At 74.2% G+C, this 17,898-nt stretch carries 15 protein-coding genes; 11 read left to right on the top strand and 4 right to left on the bottom strand.

The annotated features are described in order from the left end of the window. Nucleotides 1-225 precede the first annotated feature (225 nt). Nucleotides 226-1,413, bottom strand: coding sequence for a Ku protein (locus QFZ71_RS21785; protein WP_307669848.1), 1,188 nt, complete (start codon nt 1,411-1,413; stop codon nt 226-228). Nucleotides 1,414-1,472: 59 nt separating this feature from the next. Between QFZ71_RS21785 and ligD the strand changes: the two genes are divergently transcribed. The 9 genes from ligD (at nt 1,473) to QFZ71_RS21740 (ending at nt 12,629) form a co-directional block, all read left to right on the top strand. Further along, entirely contained in the window at nt 1,473-2,363 is an 891-nt protein-coding gene (gene ligD, locus QFZ71_RS21780; protein WP_307669847.1) for a non-homologous end-joining DNA ligase, read from the top strand. Between the two features lie 440 nt (nt 2,364-2,803). Next, nucleotides 2,804-5,140 (top strand): HEAT repeat domain-containing protein, encoded by a 2,337-nt coding sequence (locus QFZ71_RS21775; RefSeq protein ID WP_307669846.1) that lies wholly within the window; start codon nt 2,804-2,806, stop codon nt 5,138-5,140. Continuing rightward, the gene (locus QFZ71_RS21770; protein WP_307669845.1) at nt 5,137-5,454 is read left to right on the top strand and encodes a zinc-ribbon domain-containing protein; all 318 of its coding nucleotides are present in this window, start codon (nt 5,137-5,139) and stop codon (nt 5,452-5,454) included. Before QFZ71_RS21775 ends, QFZ71_RS21770 begins: the two co-directional genes overlap by 4 nt. A 133-nt stretch (nt 5,455-5,587) precedes the next feature. Continuing rightward, a complete protein-coding gene (locus QFZ71_RS21765; protein ID WP_307669844.1) occupies nt 5,588-6,364 on the top strand; it encodes a hypothetical protein in 777 nt (258 codons plus the stop codon). Then, nucleotides 6,361-7,740, top strand: a complete 1,380-nt coding sequence (locus tag QFZ71_RS21760; RefSeq protein ID WP_307669843.1) for a HAMP domain-containing sensor histidine kinase — start codon at nt 6,361-6,363, stop codon at nt 7,738-7,740. The genes QFZ71_RS21765 and QFZ71_RS21760 overlap by 4 nt, the downstream gene beginning before the upstream one ends. 94 nt (nt 7,741-7,834) lie before the next feature. After that, nucleotides 7,835-8,335: an SH3 domain-containing protein gene (locus QFZ71_RS21755; protein ID WP_307669842.1), complete on the top strand. Its 501-nt coding sequence runs from the start codon at nt 7,835-7,837 to the stop codon at nt 8,333-8,335. Nucleotides 8,336-8,562: 227 nt separating this feature from the next. After that, entirely contained in the window at nt 8,563-9,942 is a 1,380-nt protein-coding gene (locus QFZ71_RS21750; protein ID WP_307669841.1) for an FtsW/RodA/SpoVE family cell cycle protein, read from the top strand. Next, a complete protein-coding gene (locus QFZ71_RS21745; protein ID WP_307669840.1) occupies nt 9,939-11,414 on the top strand; it encodes a penicillin-binding transpeptidase domain-containing protein in 1,476 nt (491 codons plus the stop codon). The genes QFZ71_RS21750 and QFZ71_RS21745 overlap by 4 nt, the downstream gene beginning before the upstream one ends. A 72-nt stretch (nt 11,415-11,486) precedes the next feature. Further along, complete coding sequence (locus QFZ71_RS21740) at nt 11,487-12,629, top strand: amidase family protein (RefSeq protein WP_307669839.1); 1,143 nt, start codon at nt 11,487-11,489, stop codon at nt 12,627-12,629. Nucleotides 12,630-12,834: 205 nt separating this feature from the next. Here the strand turns inward: QFZ71_RS21740 and QFZ71_RS21735 are convergent, their stop codons facing one another. The 3 genes from QFZ71_RS21735 to QFZ71_RS21725 form a co-directional block, all read right to left on the bottom strand. Then, the gene (locus QFZ71_RS21735; protein WP_307669838.1) at nt 12,835-13,677 is read right to left on the bottom strand and encodes a hypothetical protein; all 843 of its coding nucleotides are present in this window, start codon (nt 13,675-13,677) and stop codon (nt 12,835-12,837) included. Nucleotides 13,678-13,813: 136 nt separating this feature from the next. Next, nucleotides 13,814-14,713, bottom strand: coding sequence for an ADP-ribosylglycohydrolase family protein (locus tag QFZ71_RS21730; protein ID WP_307669837.1), 900 nt, complete (start codon nt 14,711-14,713; stop codon nt 13,814-13,816). 70 nt (nt 14,714-14,783) lie between these two features. After that, nucleotides 14,784-15,896, bottom strand: coding sequence for a ferritin-like domain-containing protein (locus tag QFZ71_RS21725; RefSeq protein WP_307669836.1), 1,113 nt, complete (start codon nt 15,894-15,896; stop codon nt 14,784-14,786). Between the two features lie 236 nt (nt 15,897-16,132). Here QFZ71_RS21725 and QFZ71_RS21720 point away from each other — a divergent pair, with 236 nt between their 5' ends. Both QFZ71_RS21720 and QFZ71_RS21715 read left to right on the top strand, forming a co-directional pair. Then, a complete protein-coding gene (locus tag QFZ71_RS21720) occupies nt 16,133-17,071 on the top strand; it encodes a diiron oxygenase (protein ID WP_307669835.1) in 939 nt (312 codons plus the stop codon). 50 nt (nt 17,072-17,121) lie between these two features. Continuing rightward, nucleotides 17,122-17,898, top strand: coding sequence for a TetR/AcrR family transcriptional regulator (locus QFZ71_RS21715; protein ID WP_307669834.1), 777 nt, complete (start codon nt 17,122-17,124; stop codon nt 17,896-17,898).

Here is a 17,898-nt window from a genome sequence, read left to right as displayed (position 1 = left end):
GTAGCGTACGGGGGACGTGGGGCAGCGGAGGGGCGGGCCGGAAGAGGGCGACGGGCGGGGTGGGACGGGCAGGTGGTGCACGTGGTGCGTCGCACTGTCCGCCCTGTCCGCACTGGCCGCGCTGTTCCCGTCGTTCGCGCGCCGCACAGTCCCACTCCGCGCACCCTCGCCCTTGCGCGGCCTCGTCCTTGCGCGGCCTCGTCCTTCTCGCCGTCGCGCCGCCGGTCAGGCCGAGGCGCGTTTACGGGAGGAGGCCGTCTTCTTCGCCGTGCCGCCGCTCGACGACGTGCTCTTCTTCGCCGCCGCCTTCTTCGTGCCCGACCGCCTCCCGCTCCCGCCGCTTGCGCCACTGCCTCCGCTTGTGGCGGACTTCTTCGCCGTCGACGTGGACTTCCTCGCCCCCGTGGACTTGGGCGCGGACTTCTTCGCCGTGGAGTCTCCGGAGCGGGTGACCGTCTTCCCGGTCGGGGTGCGGTGCGTGGTCTTCTTCGCGGCCTTCCCGGACGTCTTCCCCGACGACTTCCCGGAGGTCCTCGACGCGGTCTTCTTGATGGGGTGGACCTCCGCCATGTCCCCGTCGTCCGTGCCGTCTTCGTCCTCGCCGTCGTCGTCCGCCTCGGCCTCGCCGTCCTCGCCCCGGGACTTCTTGGCCGCCCGCACACTGTTCTCCAGGGCCGCGATCAGGTCGATGACCTTGCCGCCGCCGGTCTCACCGGACGCGGCCGGGCGCACGTCCTCGCCGGACGCCTTCGCGGCGACGAGCTCTTCCACCGCCTCCCGGTAGTCGTCGTGGAGGCTGTCCATGTCGACCTCGCCGAGGGTGTCCATCAGGGCGTCCGCCAGGTCGAGTTCGGCGTCGCGGACCGTGACGTCACCCTCCGGGGCCACACCCTCGGGGGCGCGGATCTCGTCCGGCCAGAGGAGGCCGTGCATGGCGATCACATCGTCCACCACGCGCAGCATGCCGAGCCGTTCGCGGCCGCGCAGGGCGTACTTGGCGACGGCGACCTTGTTGCTGCGCTTGAGGGCCTCGCGGAGCAGGGTGTACGGCTTGGCGGCGGGGACGCCGTCGGCGGAGAGGTAGTACGCCGCGTCCATCTGGAGCGGATCGATCTGGTCGGCGGGCACGAAGGCGACGATCTCGATCGTCTTCGCCGTGGGCAGCGGGAGCTGGGCCAGGTCCTCGTCGGTGATCGGGATCATCGTGCCGTCGGCGTCCTCGTACGCTTTGCCGATCTCGCCGCCGGAGACCTCTTCCTCGTCCAGTTCGCAGACCTTGCGGTACCGGATCCGGCCACCGTCGGCGAGGTGGATCTGCCGGAAGTGGATCGCGTGGTTCTCGGTGGCGTTGACCAGCTTGATCGGGATGCTGACCAGCCCGAAGGAGATCGCGCCGTTCCAGATGGACCTCACCGTTCACCCCTTTCGGCCGCGAAGAACGCTTTGGGCGGTTTTCATGTGATTCTTATCGTATGACGCCGATCACCGAGGTGGAGGGGCGACGCATCTCGCTCAGCAACCTCGACAAGGTGCTGTATCCGGCCACCGGGACGACCAAGGGCGAAGTCCTGCACTACTACGCGGCCATCGCGGGCGGTGTGATCCTGCCCCATCTGCGCGACCGCCCCGTCTCCTTCCTGCGCTATCCGGACGGGCCGGGCGGCCAGCTCTTCTTCACCAAGAATCCGCCGCCCGGTACGCCCGCCTGGGTGGCCACCACCCCGGTCCCCCGGAGCGAGGACCAGGCCGCCCGGCAGGTGGTCGTGGGAGATCTGGCCTCGCTGATGTGGGCGGCCAACCTGGTGGTGGAGTTCCACACCCCGCAGTGGCGCACCGCCGCGCCGGGCGTCGCCGACCGGCTGGTCCTCGACCTGGACCCCGGCTCCCCCGCGACCGTCGTCGAGTGCTGCGCGGTGGCGCTCTGGCTGCGGGAGCGCCTCGCGGCCGACGGGCTGACGGCGTACGGGAAGACGTCCGGGTCCAAGGGGCTGCACCTGCTGGCCCCGCTGGCGCCCACCCCGAGCGAGGAGGCGTCCGCGTACGCGAAACGGCTCGCCCGGGAGGTGGAGGAGGCCCTTCCGGAGCTGGCCCTGCACCGGATGAAGCGCGCCCTGCGGCCCGGCAAGGTGTTCGTCGACTTCAGCCAGAACGCCGCGTCGAAGACGACCGCCACGCCCTACACCCTGCGCGCCCGCCCCGAGCCCACCGTGTCCGCCCCGGTGACCTGGGACGAGATCGCGGCATGCCGCGAGGCCGGGACGCTGGAGTTCCGGGCCGAGGACATGGCCGGGCGGCTGGAGCGGTACGGCGATCTGCTCGCCCCGCTGAACGACCCGGAGCAGGCGCGTCCGCTGCCGGGGTGACGCGGCCTCTCCCCGACGGCTCGGAACATGCGCCCGGCTGTGCGGCTGTAGGGCCGTGCGGCTGCGGGGCTGCGGGGCTGCGGGGCTGCGGGGATGACGCTCCACGGCTCGCCCGGAGAGTGCCCCTCGGGCCCCGCGACTGCCCTGCGGCGTACGCGGACTTCTGGCCGGTCCCGCCGGGCCTCGCGGGGCTTCCCCTCCGTACCGCGCACCGTTCTCACAGGACCGCGCGGGGGTCGCGGAGGCGGATCGTCTTGACACGGTCATGACCTCGTCACGGCCCGAGGAAAGGCCACAAGTGGCGGGTGGATTGTCGGACCGGTGGTGCACACTCTGCGCAGGCGCTTTCTCCAGGGCGCGCCGGAAGGGGTGTGACGGACAGGTTGCCGCCACGGGGCGCGCCGGTCCGGGCGCTGCCGTGATCGTGGGGAGGGGATGGCGTGTTCTCGGGGATCGACGAGGTCGACTGGGCGTCGATGGAGCATGCCTACGGGCCTGCCGACGACGTGCCGCGTCTGCTGCGGGGGCTGGCGTCCGACGACCCGGCGGAGCGGGAGGCGGCGCTCGACGGCATGTACGGCGCGGTCCACCACCAGGGCGACGTGTACGCGTGCACTCTCGCGTGCATCCCGTTCCTGTTCGAGCTGGTCGCGGACCCGGAGATGCAGGACCGGGGCAGCGTGGTCGAACTGCTCACCAGCATCGGCGGCTTCGACCTCGACGAGGACGACGAGGCGGAGATCGACGAGGACGAGATCGAGGGCGCCGCGAACTACGCGATGGCGGCGGCCGCGGTCACCGCGGGCGCGGAGGTGTTCTTCGAGCTGATCGCCGACGAGGACCCCGGAGTGCGGCTCGCGGCCCCGCTGGCGCTCGCCACACTGCACCGGCACCCCGTGCGGGTGCTCGCGCTGCTGCGGGAGCGGTTGCCGGTGGAGCCGGACGAGGAGGTGCGGCTCGCCCTCGTGGAGGCGGCCGGGCGGATCGCTTTGCGGCACCGGCCGCTGGCGGACCGGGTCGGGCAGTGGCTGGGCCGGCTGGCGGCTCGGGCGGATTCGCCGGGGCTCCGGCTGGCGGCGCTGGCGCAGCTGGCGCGCTGTTCGCCCGACGGACTGCCCGGCGACGTGGTGCCGGTGGTCTCGGGGCTGCTGCGCGAGATGCGGGCCACGCAGGACGCAGAGGCCGGCCCCGGCCGGGGCGGGCCCGGTGGGCCGGGCTCCGATCGGGAGGCGGGAACGGAGAACGCGGCGGCGACGGGCGCGGAGGCGGGCGAGGCGGAGCCGCCGAGGGCCGTGGCGGAGCGGACGGCGGCGGACGGCGGGACGGTCGGCGCCGGCACCGTGACCACCGAGCCGGTGAACGCCGGCACGGCGGATGCCGGGACGGCCGACGCGGAGCCGGTCGAGGCCGGCCCGGCCGACGCGGAGGCGGTGGCGCACCGGGGCGAGCAGGTGGCGACGCCGACGCTCGTGGGGCAGGTGCGGGCCCTGTCCGCCCAGGAGGACGCCGGGCGCGGGGCCCCCTGGGCCGCGGATCTGCTGCGCACCCTGCACGTCGGCCTGGACGACCGGGTGGCCGACCGGACCGCGCTCCTCGCCGACCAGTTGCGCAGCCCCGACCGTCGCCAGCGGATCGACGCCGTACGGATGAGCGGCGGGCTGATACGGGCGTGGCGCGGCTCCTACGAGGAACTGGTGGCGCTCGTCGGCGATCAGCTGGCCGATCCCGAGCCGCGGCTGGCCGAGGCCGCGTCCCATGTGCTGGAGGAGCTGTTCTCCCTCGCCGCGCCCGCCGCCGACGCCCTGGCCGCCCGGCTGGCCGCCGCCCCCGAGGGCTGGGTGAGGACGTGGGCCAGTGGCCCGCCGGGCCTCGGCTCCACCGTGAAGGCCCTGGCCCGTCTCGGCGACGCCCGCGCGCTGCCCGCGCTCACGGCGGCGCTGGAGCTGCCGCGGGTGCCGCACGACGTGGGAGCCGCGGTGGTCCACCTCGGGGCGGCGGCCCGGCCGCTCGCCGGGGTGCTGCGCCGCCGGCTCGCGGAGGTGGAGCTGGACGAGGCGGCCTACGACCGGGCAAGCCCGCTGCTGGCCGGTCTGACCGGGCTGCGGGCGGGTGAGGCGGCCCCCGAGGTGCTGCGGGTGCTGCGCGGGGCGCCGGAGTACCGGGGCGAGTGGCTGCGTACGGCCGCGCTGCGAGCGCTGGCCTCGTTCGGACCCGCCGCGCGGGAGGCCGTCCCGGAGCTGCGGGCGCTGCTGCGCCGTCCGGGTACGGCGTCCGCGACGGAGGCCGCCGAGGCGCTGTGGGCCGTCTCCGGGGACGCCGACGCGGTGCTGCCGGTCCTGACCGAGGGCCTGATGTCGGACCAGGTGCACGACCGGCGGGCGGCGGCGGTGGCGCTGGGGGCGCTCGGCCCGTGGGCGGCGGTGGTCGCGCCCCGGCTGCGGGCGCTGCTGGGGCACGAGGAGCTGTGGCTGCGGGTGGACGCGGCGGTCGCCCTGTGGCGGGTGACCGGCCGGTCGCGGGAGACCACCGAGGCGCTGCTGGCCGACTGGGAACGCAGCCGTCATGTCCGGGTCCGGGTGGCAGAATGCGTGGCAGGGATGGGGCCGGTCCCTGAGGGGTCGGCCGCAGCACACGTCCTGCGGAGCGAACTCGCCTCCGCGCGCCGTCACAACGCGATGGACGGCGGGTACGGCAGTCATGACATCCACGAGGACGAGAAGCTCCTGGAACTGTGCCGTCGGGCACTCCGGGGGACGGGGAAAGGGACCACGACATGATCATTTTCGGTACCAAGGGCTACCTGTACCAGCTGGCCGTCCTGACGATGGTGTGCGGCTGGTGCGGCAATCCGGCGGCGCACACCCTGCGGAAGCGGGTCACGAAGTTCACGCTGTTCTTCGTGCCGCTGTTCCCGTTCTCGACGAAGTACGCCACCCAGTGCACGTTCTGCGGCGGGGAGCGGCAGATACCGCGGGAGGAGGCGGACCGGCTGCTCGCCCAGGCCGCGTCCGGGCAGGACGGCACCGCCTACGGCCAGGCCCCGCAGCAGCCCGGCTTCACGCCGCCCGGCCAGAACCCGTACCAGCGCTGACCCGGCGGCGCACCCGCAGGTGACGGCCGCTCCGCGCGCGGGGGCCCACCGGCGGAGCGGAGTCGGCCTTGTGCGCGATCGTCCGTCTAGGGTGTGAGACCCCGGTCGTCGTACAGGAGACGAGGAGCGAGCCGTGCGCCTCCACCGCGTCCCGGCGGCGAGCCGTACCGCTGTGCGCGCCGTCGCCGCGCTCGCTCTGCTGACCGGCTGCGGCGCGGCCGGCGAGCTGAGGAGTGCGGGGGACGCGCCGTCGGCGGTCGAACCCCGGAGCCTCTGGCCGGAGCTGCCGCCCGCCTCCGCCGCCCCGTACGACTACGGCGAGGGCGAGACGGCCCGTATCCCCGGAATCCGGGTGCCCGGCGGTGATGTGCGGCGGCTGGACCCGGTGGCCGTGGCGCAGGCGGAGCTGAAGGCCGAGACGGACCGGGACAGCGGCCTCGACGAGCTGCCGGACGCCACGGTCCGGAAGGTCGAGGCGTGCCGGACCGCGCCGGACGACTGCCCGGTCCTGGCCCCGTACCACCGCGACCTGACCGGTGACGGCAGGGACGACCTGGTGCTCGGCATCCGGATGCCCGACCGGCAGCTCGCCGTGCGCGTGTACATGCCGGACGGCGACCGGCTGATCCGGATCATGTCCACCTACGACGCGGTGATCAGCGTGGAGCTGGCGGGCCGCGACGTGATCATGCGGGCCCCGTCGGTGATGCCGGGGTACGAGTACCGCACCGCGTGGTCCTGGGACGGCCGGCAGCGCGCGATGCTGCCCACCCGCGACGAGATCCTGCGCACGCCCGAGCACCGCAAGGCCCCGGAGCCGAGGCGTACGCCGCACCCGAAGCCGAAGCCGACGCCCACGCCCACGCCCGCCCCCGGCGGCTCCGCCCGCCCCTCCGCGGGGCCGCGATGAGTCCGCGCCGCCTCCGCCCGCCCTCCTGGACCGCCGGTCTCACCTGGAAGGCTGCGGTCTTCCTGACCGCCATGTGCTGCACCCTCGCCGCCCTCCTGGGCTTCCTGGTGCACACGGCGGTCACCCGGCAGGTGGTCGAGCAGGCCCGCGAGAAGACGTTGAGCAAGCTGGAGGTGGTCACCGACGCGTACGAGGCGGGGGAACCGCTGCCTCCGGGGTCCGGCATCGACCCGCCGGGCCTCCCCGGATCGCTGCGCGCCCTGGCGGCGGGCGGTGAGCGGGGCACCGTCGTCGCGGACGGGCCGCATCCGCCGGGCGATCCGGACGGACGGCGGGGGCCCGCCATGTGGGCGGCGGGCCCGGCGGACGGGCGGGCGCTGGCGACCTGGACGGACTACGGCCACAGCGCCCGCACCATCGGTGGCCTCGACCGGGCGATCATCGGCTCCTCGCTGCTGGCCATCACCGCTACCCTGCTCGTCGGGCTGTTCGCGGTCGGCCGGGTGACCCGCCGACTCCACCAGAGCGCACGGGTGGCGCGCCGGATCAGCGCGGGCGACCTCGACGCGCGGGTGGCCGATCCCCGGACCGCGCGCCCGGTCCGCGCGCAGGACGAGGTGGCGATCGTGGCGGGCGCGCTCGACACCATGGCCTCGACGCTCCAGCGCAAGCTCCAGACCGAGCAGCGGTTCACCGCCGATGTGGCGCACGAACTGCGCACCCCGCTGACCGGCCTGACGGCCGCCACCGAGCTGCTGCCGCCGGGCCGACCGGCGGAGCTGGTGCGCGACCGGGTCCAGGCCATGCGGGCGCTGACGGAGGACCTGCTGGAGATCTCCCGCCTCGACGCGCGCACCGAGCAGGTCGACCTCGCCGTGCACGATCTGGCGCCGGTCGCGGAGCGGGTGGTCCGGGCCTCGGGCACGGAGACCGAGGTGCGGGTGAGCGGCGCGGCGCGGGTGGAGACCGACCGGCGGCGGCTGGAGCGGGTGATCGGCAACCTGGTCGCCAACGCCCACCGGCACGGGGCTCCTCCGGTGGTGCTGCACGTGGACGGCCCGGTGGTCTCCGTACGCGATCACGGCCGGGGGTTTCCGGCGTACCTGCTGGAGGGCGGGCCGCAGCGGTTCCGTACGGACGGGGCGGGCAAGGGGCACGGGCTCGGCCTGACCATCGCCCTCGGCCAGGCCGGGGTCATCGGCGCCCGGCTGGAGTTCGCCGACGCCCCGGACGGCGGGGCGCTCGCCCGGTTGACCCTGCCGGAGTACGTGGGCTTCGACCACGGCGGGCCCGGCGGGAATCCCCGTGGCGAACGGGGTCCGGAGGACGGGGACGACCCGGACGGCCCAACGCGGAGCACGCCTCACGCACCGTGACGCGTTGCGGACCGTGTGTGCCGAACCTAGCGTGACGATCACGAGCCCCGCTCGTACCCCCCCACGGTCCCTCTCCTCATCGCATGGAGGCAGCATGTCCCCCCTGTCCCGCTCCTCGCGGCTCCGCCGGCTCGGTCTCTGCGTCGCCACCGGCACGCTCGCGGCGCTCACCGCCGCCGCACCCGCCGCGATGGCGGCCGACCCCCAGCCCGTCGGCCAGCGCGCGGAGGCGTCCGCTCCGGACCCGGCGTCCGACGAGCTCTCCGCCTCGGCGATGCAGCGCGAGCACGAGGCGCAGCAGAAGGAGGCCCGCAAGGAGGCGCAGCAGCAGGGGCAGGCCAAGCCCGCGGCGCCCAAGCAGAGCTACAAGGGGCGGGTCATCGCCAAGCCGTACCTGCTGCTCCGCGACAAGCCGACCCGCAGCAGCCGCATCGTCGGCTCGGTCGACTACGGCACGGTCGTCAGCATCTTCTGCAAGACCCAGGGCGACAACGTCGACGGCAACAACCGCTGGTACCTGCTGAGCGACGGCACCTGGGCCTGGGGCTCGGCGCGTTACATCGAGAACATCGGTTCCGCCCCGCATTGGTGCTGACCCAGCGTCTCCCGCCCACCCGCCCGCCCGTGCAGCCCGGCCGCCCGCCGCGCCGCACGGGCGGGCGCATGCGTGGGGCTCCCACGGGCCGGAGGCGTATGCGCGGGGGCGTACGTACGGGGGCCCTGCGCCGAAGGCGCACGCCGAGGCAGGCGCGCCGGAGCGCCGACGTCGGCAAGGGTGTGACATAAGGGAAATACCGCCCGCCTCTTGCTACGTTGCGGGGCATGACCGCAACGACGGCGGACGCTCCCCCGCCCGAGCTACGCCTGCCCAAGCGGCGCGGGGTGGAGCTGGCCCTCCTCGTCGGGGCCGTGCTCATCTCCGTCTTCGGCTACGCGGCGGTCGGCCTGACCCACGACGGGGCGGTGCCGCCCGATGTCGCCGGGTACGGGGGCGGCCTCGGCGCCCTCGCCCTGCTCGCGCACGCCGCGGTCCGCTTCCGGGCCCCGTACGCCGATCCGCTGCTGCTGCCGATCGCCGTGCTGCTGAACGGGGTCGGTCTGGTGCTGATCTACCGGCTCGACCTGGAGACGCCGAGGGACCAGGCCGCACCGACCCAGCTCGTCTGGTCCACGCTCGGGGTGGCGCTGTTCACGGCGGTGGTGGTGCTGCTCCGCGACCACCGGGTCCTCCAGCGGTACGCGTACCTCTCGGTGGCCGCCGCGCTCGTGCTGCTGACCGTGCCGATCTTCTTCCCCGCGGTGAACGGGGCGAAGATCTGGATCCGGATCGGCGGACTGTCCTTCCAGCCCGGCGAGTTCGCCAAGATCCTGCTCGCGGTGTTCTTCGCCGCGTATCTGGCGGCCAACCGCAACGCGCTCGCGTACACCGGCCGCCGGGCGTGGAAGCTGCAACTGCCCTCGGGCCGGGTGCTGGGGCCGATCGTGGCGATCTGGCTGCTGAGCGTGGGAGTGCTGGTGCTGGAGCGCGACCTCGGCACCTCACTGCTGTTCTTCGGACTGTTCGTCATCCTGCTGTACGTGGCGACGGGCCGGACCGGCTGGATCGCGGTCGGTCTGCTCCTGGCCTCCGTCGGGGCGTTCGCCGTCGGCTCCTTCGAACCGCATGTGCACGGCCGGGTGCAGGACTGGCTGGACCCGTTCGCCTCGATCGACGCGGGGCGGGGCCCCGGCCAGCTGGCCCAGTCGCTGTTCGCGTTCGCGGCGGGCGGGATGCTGGGCACCGGGCTCGGGGCCGGCCACTCCATCCTGATCGGCTTCGCCGCCAAGTCCGACTTCATCCTGGCGACGGCGGGCGAGGAGCTGGGGCTGTCGGGGCTGACCGCGGTCCTGCTGCTGTACGCCCTGCTCGTGGCGCGCGGCTACCGGGCCGGGCTCGCGCTGCGCGACCCGTTCGGGCAGTTGCTGGCCATCGGCCTGGCGTCGATCCTGGCGCTCCAGGTGTTCGTGATCACCGGCGGGGTGATGGGGCTGATCCCGCTGACCGGGATGGCGATGCCGTTCCTGGCGCAGGGCGGCTCCTCCGTGGTCACCAACTGGATCATCGTGGCGCTGTTGATCCGGCTCAGCGACGTCGCGCGCCGCCCCCACCCGGAGCAGGTGGAGACCGGCGTCGTCGCGGCGGCCGGGGAGGCGGACCGGTGATCCGCCACATCCGGCGGGCCGCCGCCTTCTGTCTGCTGCTGCTCGTGGCGCTGCTCGTCAACGCGGCCCGCGTCCAGCTCTTCGAGGCCGGCGAGCTGGACGACAACCCGGCCAACCGCCGTGACGCGATCGCCCGTCACGACCAGCCGCGCGGCGACATCCTGGTCGGCGACCGGCCGGTGACCGGCAGCGAGGATACCGGCGAGCAGCTCGGTTTCGAGCGCACCTACCTGCACGGACCGCTGTACGCGCCGGTGACGGGCTACGCCTCGCAGACGTACGGGACCACGCTGCTGGAGAACGCCGAGGACGGGGTGCTCTCCGGGACCGATTCACTGCTGGCGCCGCTGCCCTTCTGGAACGAGTTCACCCGGAGCCGGCAGCCCGGCGGCGATGTCGTCACCACGGTCGAGGCGTCGATGCAGCGGGCCGCGTACGAGGGGCTGCGCGGGCGGCGGGGCGCGGTGGCGGCCCTGGACCCGTCGACGGGCGCGATCCTGGCGCTGGTCTCGACCCCGTCGTACGACCCCGAGCGGCTGTCCGGGACCGGGGCGGCGGTGACCGACGCCTGGACCCGGCTGAACGCGTCCACGACCATGCCGATGCTCAACCGGGCGATCCGGCAGACCTATCCTCCGGGCTCCACCTTCAAGATCGTGACGGCTGCGGCGGCGTTGGACTCCCGGACGGTGACGGACGCCGACGCGGCCACGGACACTCCGTCGCCGTACGTCCTGCCGGGGACGCGGACGACGCTTCCCAACGAGGCGAAGGGCTGTGAGGAGGCGTCCCTGGCGGACGCGATCCGGGTCTCCTGCAACACGGTGATGGCACACCTCGGCGTGGAGGTCGGCCTGGACGGGATGGTGGAGGCCGCGGAGAAGTTCGGCTTCAACGACGCGGGGCTGCGCATCCCGTCCGGGGTGGCGAGGAGCAACTTCGACACGGACATGAGCGACGACCAGCTCGCGCTGTCCTCGATCGGGCAGTTCAACACGACGGCGACCCCGCTCCAGATGGCGATGGTCGCCTCGGCGGTGGCCAACGGCGGCGATCTGCGCCGTCCGCATCTGGTGGACCGGGTGACCACGGACGACGGGGACACGGTCCGGCAGGAGGGGTCCGGCGCGTCCGCGTGGGCGATGAGCCCGTCGACGGCCGTGCAGCTCCAGCGGATGATGGTCGAGGTGGTGGAGAACGGCACCGGGTCGAACGCGGCGATCGACGGGGTGGAGGTCGGCGGCAAGACCGGCACCGCCCAGCACGGCGTCGACAACTCCGGTCTGCCGTACGCCTGGTTCATCTCCTGGGCCCGCGCGCCCGGCTCCGGCCGCCCCGCTGTGGCGGTGGCGGTGGTCGTGGAGGACGCCTCCGCCGACCGGGCCGACATCAGCGGCGGCGGCAGCGCGGCCCCGATCGCGCGGGCCGTGATGGAGGCGGCACTGGACGAGGCGGAGGCCGCGCGGCGCTGAGGAGGTGTCGGCGGAGCCGGTCGCGGGACGCCGTGCGGAAGCGGCCGGGCGGGGGCCGGGCAGACTGGCCCCATGACACGGACGACCTCCGCGGTGGCGCGGGCCCTGGAGCGGATCGAGCGGCTGGACCCGGCGCTGCACGCGTTCGTCGAGGTCTGGCCGGAGGAGGCGCTCGCGCGGGAGCGGGAGGCCGTGGCCCGCCGACTCCCGCTGGGCGGGCGGCCGTTCGCGGTGAAGGGCCCCTCCGGTATCCGGTCGTACGCGGCCCGCCGGCTGATCGCGGCGGGCGGCGTCCCGGTCGGCGCGACCTCGGTGCCCGGTCCGGGCACCTACTGGCAGACCTGGGGGCAGGGCGCGCGGGGCCGTACGGTCAACCCGTGGCGGGCGGACCGTACGCCGGGCGGCTCGTCGGCCGGGTCGGCGGTCGCGGTGGCGGCGGGCATGGTGGAGCTGGCGACGGGCAGCGACGGGGCGGGCTCGGTCCGCATCCCGGCCGCCTGGTGCGGGGTGTTCGGGCTGAAGACGACGAACGGGCTGCTGCCCTCCCCCGACCGGTCCGGGCTGGCCTCGGCGGGGGTCCTGGCCCGGTCGGCGGCACAGGCGGAGCGGTGGCTGCGCCATGTGCCGGAAGACGGCGGGCCGCCCGGCGCCGCCCCGGCCCCTGCTCCCCTCTTCCCGCTCCCGCCGGGGGCGTCGTCGCCGCTGCCCGCCGTGTACAGCGACGACCTCGGGTTCGCGGAGGTGGACCCGGAGGTGGCGGCGGTCGTCCGGGCGGCGGTGGACCGGCTCGTAGCGAGGGGGGCCGTACGCCTGCTGGAGCGGGACGCCGGGCTGCTGGACCCGGCTGACGCCTGGACGGCGGTACGGGGCGGGGCGCCGGACGACCCGGCGGCGGTACGGGTGCGGCGGGGCAACGACGAGCGGCTGGCGGCGCTGCTCGACGGCGGGGCCCTGCTGCTGACCCCGGCCACCCCGAACCGGCCGCACGGCCACGAGGGGCCGGGGGGCCTCTACTCGACGGCGCTCACCTGGGCGTTCAACCTGAGCGGACACCCTGCGGCGAGCCTGCCCGCAGGTTTCACCGGGGACGGCTGCCCGGTGGGGCTCCAGGTGGTCGCGCCGCACGGCGCGGACGTCCGGCTGCTCGCCGCGGCCCGCACGCTGGAGGACGCCCTGCCGCCCGCACGGAGGCCGCCCGCCGCCGGGGAGGAGTGACCGCCGGGGCCGGCCGGGCCCGACCGGCGCGTACGCGGAGAGGGCCGCGCCCGACCGGCACGGATACGGGCCGGGGGCCGACGGGCTCGACCGGCGCGCGCATGGGCGAGGGGGCCGCCGCACCCGGGAGGCGGGCGTACGGCGGTCGGCCTGTGCCCGGTCGGGCCTCGGGCCTCGGGCCGCCTCCCGCCTCCCGCCTCCCGCCTCAGCCGAGCGGTTTGCGGGCCTCCTCGCGGACCTCGGCCGTCTCCTCCGCCGCCGCCGCGAGGTCGATGGACTTCGCGTCCTCGGCCACGTCCCGCGTGCGGACCAGCGCGACCAGTGCGGCGGTGTTGTCGTCGGCCCAGGCGCACATGGGGACGTTGGCGAGGGTGCCGAGCTGGTCCGACTGCACGACCTGGCACTCGACCACGATGTCGTACCCCCGCGGCCTGAACTCCTTGGGGGGCACGACGACCTTCCCGCCCTCGGTGCCCGCAGCGCCCTCCATGATCGTGCCGCGCATGAAGTCGGGGCTCGCCAGCCGCCCGTACATCCCCGAGAGGATCAGGGCCCCGCCGTCGGCCGATACGTAGTGGGCGACGACCGCTTCGGCGTCCCGGACGCTGACGTCGGGGGTCTCCTCGATCTCCTTGCCCTCGGTCTCCGACAGGTCGTCGCCGAGGGTGAACTCGCCGTCCAGGAGCTGCTTCTGCACGACGAGCCGGTACTCCGCCTTCGGGTACACGAGGTCGCTGCCCCGGTCGGCGAACCGGGCGACGCCGAAGACGATGCCGCCCGCCACCACCATCGCGCCGAGCGCGATCCCGACGATCGGACCGGCCCGCCTCCTGCGCGGCGGGCGCGCGCCCGGGGACGGCCAGGTGCCCCCGCCCTGCGGGTCCGGCCCACCCCACGGGCCCTGCTGGGGCGGGGCCGGGGGCGGCTGCGGGTAGCCGTAGGGCTGCTGGTGCGGGACGGGCCCCGGCGCGGCTGTCGGCGGGCCGTAGGGGTGCTGCGGGTTCGGCGGCCCGTACGGGCCCTGCGGCGGATGCGGCGGGGTGGTCATGGGCTCACGGTACGACACGGGGGCGAACGGAATTTCGACGCGGACCGGATCGATATCGGGCCGAAAGCGGCGCGGACCGATGCGGTACCGGGCGAAGTGCCGCCGGTGCCGCCCACGGCCGCCGTTCCCCGTCCCCTCACCCCAGCGGCTCGCACCTGCGCAGCCATTCCTCCGGCACGCCGGCCGTCCCGGTCGCCGCCCCGACCACACCGCCCGTGATGGCGCACGTGGTGTCCACGTCCCCGAGGCCCTCCGCGGTCGCCCAGAGCGCCGCCTCCAGATCGTCCGGGTGGCGGGCCGCGGTCCACAGCGCGAAGGGCACGGTGTCGTCGGCCCGGATGCGCTGCCCGTTGCCGAGCAGGTCCGCGGCCTGCCACGGCGGCGTGGTGAACGGGGTCGCCGCCGCGCGCCGGACCCCGTCCCGCACCGGCCCCGCCGGCGTACGGTCCGCGACCGCGTCCAGGGCCGGTTCGCCGCGGGCCGAGAGCGCCGCCGCCACCGCGACGGCCACCGCGCCCGCGATGCCGTCCGGGTGGGCGTGGGTGACCTCCGCCGACAGCGCGGCCTGCGCCGCGACGTGGTCCAGGTCCTCGTGGAACCGGGCGCCGAGCGGTGCGACCCGCATGGCCGCGCCGTTGCCGAGGCTGCCGCCGTCGAACAGCTCGGGCGCCAGCCTCCGCCAGTCGGCCGGGGCGGCGAGCAGCCGGGGCAGCAGGAGGTGCATGCCGTGGCCGTAGCCGCGGGCCTGGTCGGCGTCGAAGGCGAGGGCGTAGCAGAGCGCCAGGTGGTCCTGGTCGACGTGGCCGTGCTCGTCGAGGGAGTGGTCGAGGGCACGGGCCAGGGCCGTGTCGTCGGTCCAGTGCCAGCGGAGCTCGGGCGGGGTGCGGCGGCCCCGGATCTCGTTCGCCGCCTGCCGGGGCTCGCGGAAGAGCGGGAACCAGCGCTCCCCGAACGCGTCGCCCAGCGCGAGCGCTTCGAGGCTGCGACGGGCCGCGGCACGTCCGGCGGCGGTGGCTGGGGGCGGGTTCGTCGTCATACCGGCATCGTGACCGCCGGGCCCCGTCACGTACACCGGATATCGGCACGCGGGCCGCCCCGCCGGCCCCTCAGGCGGCCTCGGCCGCGCCCTCCCCGATCGCCTCCGCGACCTCCGCCACGCGGGCCTTCTCCTCGGCGGCGAAGCGTTCGCGGTCCAGCGCCTCGGCTATCTCCTCGTCCTGGGACATCAGCAGGTCGAGGTTGGAGTCGCCGAGTTCGAGGACGCCCATGTCGACGTACGCCTGCTGGAGGCGCGGGCCCCAGAGGCCGATGTCCTTGACGCACGGGACGATCCGGCTGAACAGGAGCTTGCGGAAGAGCTGGAGGTACTCGGAGTGCTCCGAGAGGTCCTGCGCCTCCTGCTTGCCGATGCCGAAGTTCTCCAGGACCTCGACGCCGCTGAGCCGGTCGCGCATCAGGTAGCAGCCCTCGATGACGAACTCCTCGCGCTCCCGCAGTTCGGCGTCGCTCAGCTGTTTGTAGTAGTCGCGCAGCGCCATCCGTCCGAAGGCGACGTGGCGGGCCTCGTCCTGCATGACGTACGCGAGGATCTGTTTGGGCAGCGGCTCGGTGGTGGTGTCGCGGATCATCCCGAAGGCGGCCAGCGCCAGGCCCTCTATCAGGACCTGCATCCCGAGGTAGGGCATGTCCCAGCGGGAGTCGCGCAGGGTGTCGCCCAGCAGCCCCTGGAGGTTGTCGTTGACCGGGTAGAGCATGCCGATCTTCTCGTGCAGGAAGCGGCCGTAGATCTCGGCGTGCCGGGCCTCGTCCATGGTCTGGGTGGCGGAGTAGAACTTGGCGTCCAGGTCGGGGACGGACTCCACGATGCGCGCCGCGCACACCATCGCCCCCTGCTCGCCGTGGAGGAACTGGCTGAACTGCCAGGAGGTGTAGTGCTTGCGCAGCTCGCCCTTGTCCTTCTCCGTCATCTTCGCCCAGTGCGGGGTGCCGTACAGCGTGAGCGCCTCGTCGGGGGTGCCGAGCGGGTCGGTGGGGTCGACCTCCAGCGACCAGTCGATCCGCTTGGCGCCGTCCCACTGCTTGTCCTTGCCCTTCTGGTAGAGGGCGAGCAGGCGTTCGCGCCCGTCGTCGTAGTCCCAGCTGAAGCGGGCGGCCCCGGTGGCGGGGACCTGCCAGATCGGTTCGGCGGGCGGGCTGGCGTACAGGTCGTGGGTGGACACGGGCGGCTCCTTCGCCTCGAAAGCTCGACGTGATCGACAAGTTCCTTCACTCGGCGGGCAGTTGAGCGCACGCCTCGGCCGCCTCCCCGGCAGGTTCACACGCTGCTAGACGCCGGGTCAACAAGTCGTACGGAGTCCCGTCCAAGGGATTGACGGCCTTGCTGACAGGCAGTCTCATAAAGAGTGACCGCCGGTAACACCCGTGCCCGGCCCTTCCCGTGTGAGGTGCTCCCGCCATGACGCCGCCCGTCACCGCTCCCGACGTCACCCTGCTCCGCGACGCGCTCGGCCCGCTCCGCGACCGCGAACAGGTCGCCCTGCGCCTGCTCGAATCCTCGGCCAAGCACTCCTTCGACCCCGACACCGAGATCGACTGGGACTCGGCTGTCGAGGAGGGCAAGTGGTTCTGGCCGCCGGAGCTGCTGTCGCTGTACGGGACCCCCATGTGGGACCGCATGTCCGAGGAGCAGCGCCTGGACCTCTCCCGCCACGAGGCCGCAGCGCTGACCTCACTGGGCATCTGGTTCGAGATCATCCTCATGCAACTGCTCGTCCGGCACGTCTACGACAAACCCGCCACCAGCAACCACGTCCGCTACGCGCTCACCGAGATAGCCGACGAGTGCCGGCACTCGATGATGTTCGGCCGCGTGATCGACTGGAGCGGCGCCCCGGCGTACCAGGTTCCGCGGGTCTACCACAATCTGGCGCGCGTCCTGAAGACCTTCTCCACCACCCCCGGTTCGTTCGCCGCGACCCTGCTCGGCGAGGAGATCCTCGACTGGATGCAGCGCCTGATCTTCCCGGACGAGCGGGTGCAGACAGTGGTGCGCGGGGTGACCCGCATCCACGTGATCGAGGAGGCACGGCACGTCCGGTACGCGCGGGAGGAGCTGCGCCGCCAGATGGTGACCGCCCCGCGCTGGGAGCGGGAGCTCACCAAACTCAGCTGCGGCGAGGCGGCCCGCGTCTTCACGGTCTGCTTCGTGAACCCGCAGGTGTACGAGAACGTCGGCCTGGACCGCCGCGAGGCCGTCGCCCAGGTGAAGGCCAGCGGCCACCGCGCCGAGATCATGCAGACCGGCGCGAAGCGGCTCACCGACTTCTTCGAGGACATCGGGATGCTGAGCGGGCCCAGCCGCCGGCTGTGGCGGGCCTCCGGCCTGCTGGCCTGAAACCTGTGCTGCCGACAGGAGCGGGACCCGGGGGCCTTAGGGTCGGTGGCATGACCTCCACCGCCGCAGTCCCGCCGCCCCGGGCGACGTACCGCAGGCTCAGCGTCGAGGAGCGCCGCGCCCAGCTGCTGCTCGCCGCACTCGGCCTCTTCGCCCACCGGGCGCCCGACGAGGTCTCGCTCGACGAGGTGGCGGTGGCGGCCGGGGTCTCCCGGCCGCTGGTCTACCGCTACTTCCCCGGCGGGCGCCAGCAGTTGTACGAGGCCGCGCTGGGCTCGGCGGCCGACGAGCTGACGCAGTGCTTCACCGAACCGCCGGTCGGCCCGCCGACCGAGCGGGTCGCGCGGGTCCTCGACCGCTATCTGCGCTTCGTCGACGAGCACGACACCGGGTTCAGCGCGCTGCTGCGCGGCGGCAGCGTGGTGGAGACGTCCCGGACGACGACGATCGTGGACGGGGTGCGCCGGGCGGCGGCCGACGAGATCCTGCGCCACCTCGGGCGGATGGCCGGAACCGGGGAGGAGCCCGCCGGGCCGAGGCTGCGGATGATGGTGCGCAGCTGGATCGCCGCCGTCGAGGCGGCGTCGCTGATCTGGCTGGACGACGGGAAGCGGCCGGCCGCGGCCGAGCTGCGCGGCTGGCTGGTCGACCACCTGATCGCCCTGCTCACCGCGACCGCGGCGACCGACCCGGAGACCGCGACGGTCGTACGCGACCTGCTGGCCCTGGAACGGTCCGACGGCCCGGCCGGACAGCTGGCGGAACGGGTGATTCCGGTCGTGGTGGAGGCGGCGCACCTGCTGCCCGCCGCCCCTGCGTCAGACTGA

It is taken from the genome of Streptomyces sp. V2I9, assembly GCF_030817475.1.
GTDB lineage: Bacteria > Actinomycetota > Actinomycetes > Streptomycetales > Streptomycetaceae > Streptomyces.
This window is presented reverse-complemented; position numbering and strand designations above follow the sequence as displayed.

What these genes read in the sequence shown, in the direction of transcription:
- QFZ71_RS21755 (WP_307669842.1), top strand. Translation starts at nt 7,835, where the DNA reads ATGTCCCCCCTGTCCCGCTCCTCGCGGCTCCGCCGGCTCGGTCTCTGC.
- ligD (WP_307669847.1), top strand. Translation starts at nt 1,473, where the DNA reads ATGACGCCGATCACCGAGGTGGAGGGGCGACGCATCTCGCTCAGCAAC.
- QFZ71_RS21735 (WP_307669838.1), bottom strand. Translation starts at nt 13,677, where the DNA reads ATGACCACCCCGCCGCATCCGCCGCAGGGCCCGTACGGGCCGCCGAAC.
- QFZ71_RS21715 (WP_307669834.1), top strand. Translation starts at nt 17,122, where the DNA reads ATGACCTCCACCGCCGCAGTCCCGCCGCCCCGGGCGACGTACCGCAGG.
- QFZ71_RS21760 (WP_307669843.1), top strand. Translation starts at nt 6,361, where the DNA reads ATGAGTCCGCGCCGCCTCCGCCCGCCCTCCTGGACCGCCGGTCTCACC.
- QFZ71_RS21750 (WP_307669841.1), top strand. Translation starts at nt 8,563, where the DNA reads ATGACCGCAACGACGGCGGACGCTCCCCCGCCCGAGCTACGCCTGCCC.
- QFZ71_RS21720 (WP_307669835.1), top strand. Translation starts at nt 16,133, where the DNA reads ATGACGCCGCCCGTCACCGCTCCCGACGTCACCCTGCTCCGCGACGCG.
- QFZ71_RS21740 (WP_307669839.1), top strand. Translation starts at nt 11,487, where the DNA reads ATGACACGGACGACCTCCGCGGTGGCGCGGGCCCTGGAGCGGATCGAG.
- QFZ71_RS21770 (WP_307669845.1), top strand. Translation starts at nt 5,137, where the DNA reads ATGATCATTTTCGGTACCAAGGGCTACCTGTACCAGCTGGCCGTCCTG.
- QFZ71_RS21730 (WP_307669837.1), bottom strand. Translation starts at nt 14,713, where the DNA reads ATGACGACGAACCCGCCCCCAGCCACCGCCGCCGGACGTGCCGCGGCC.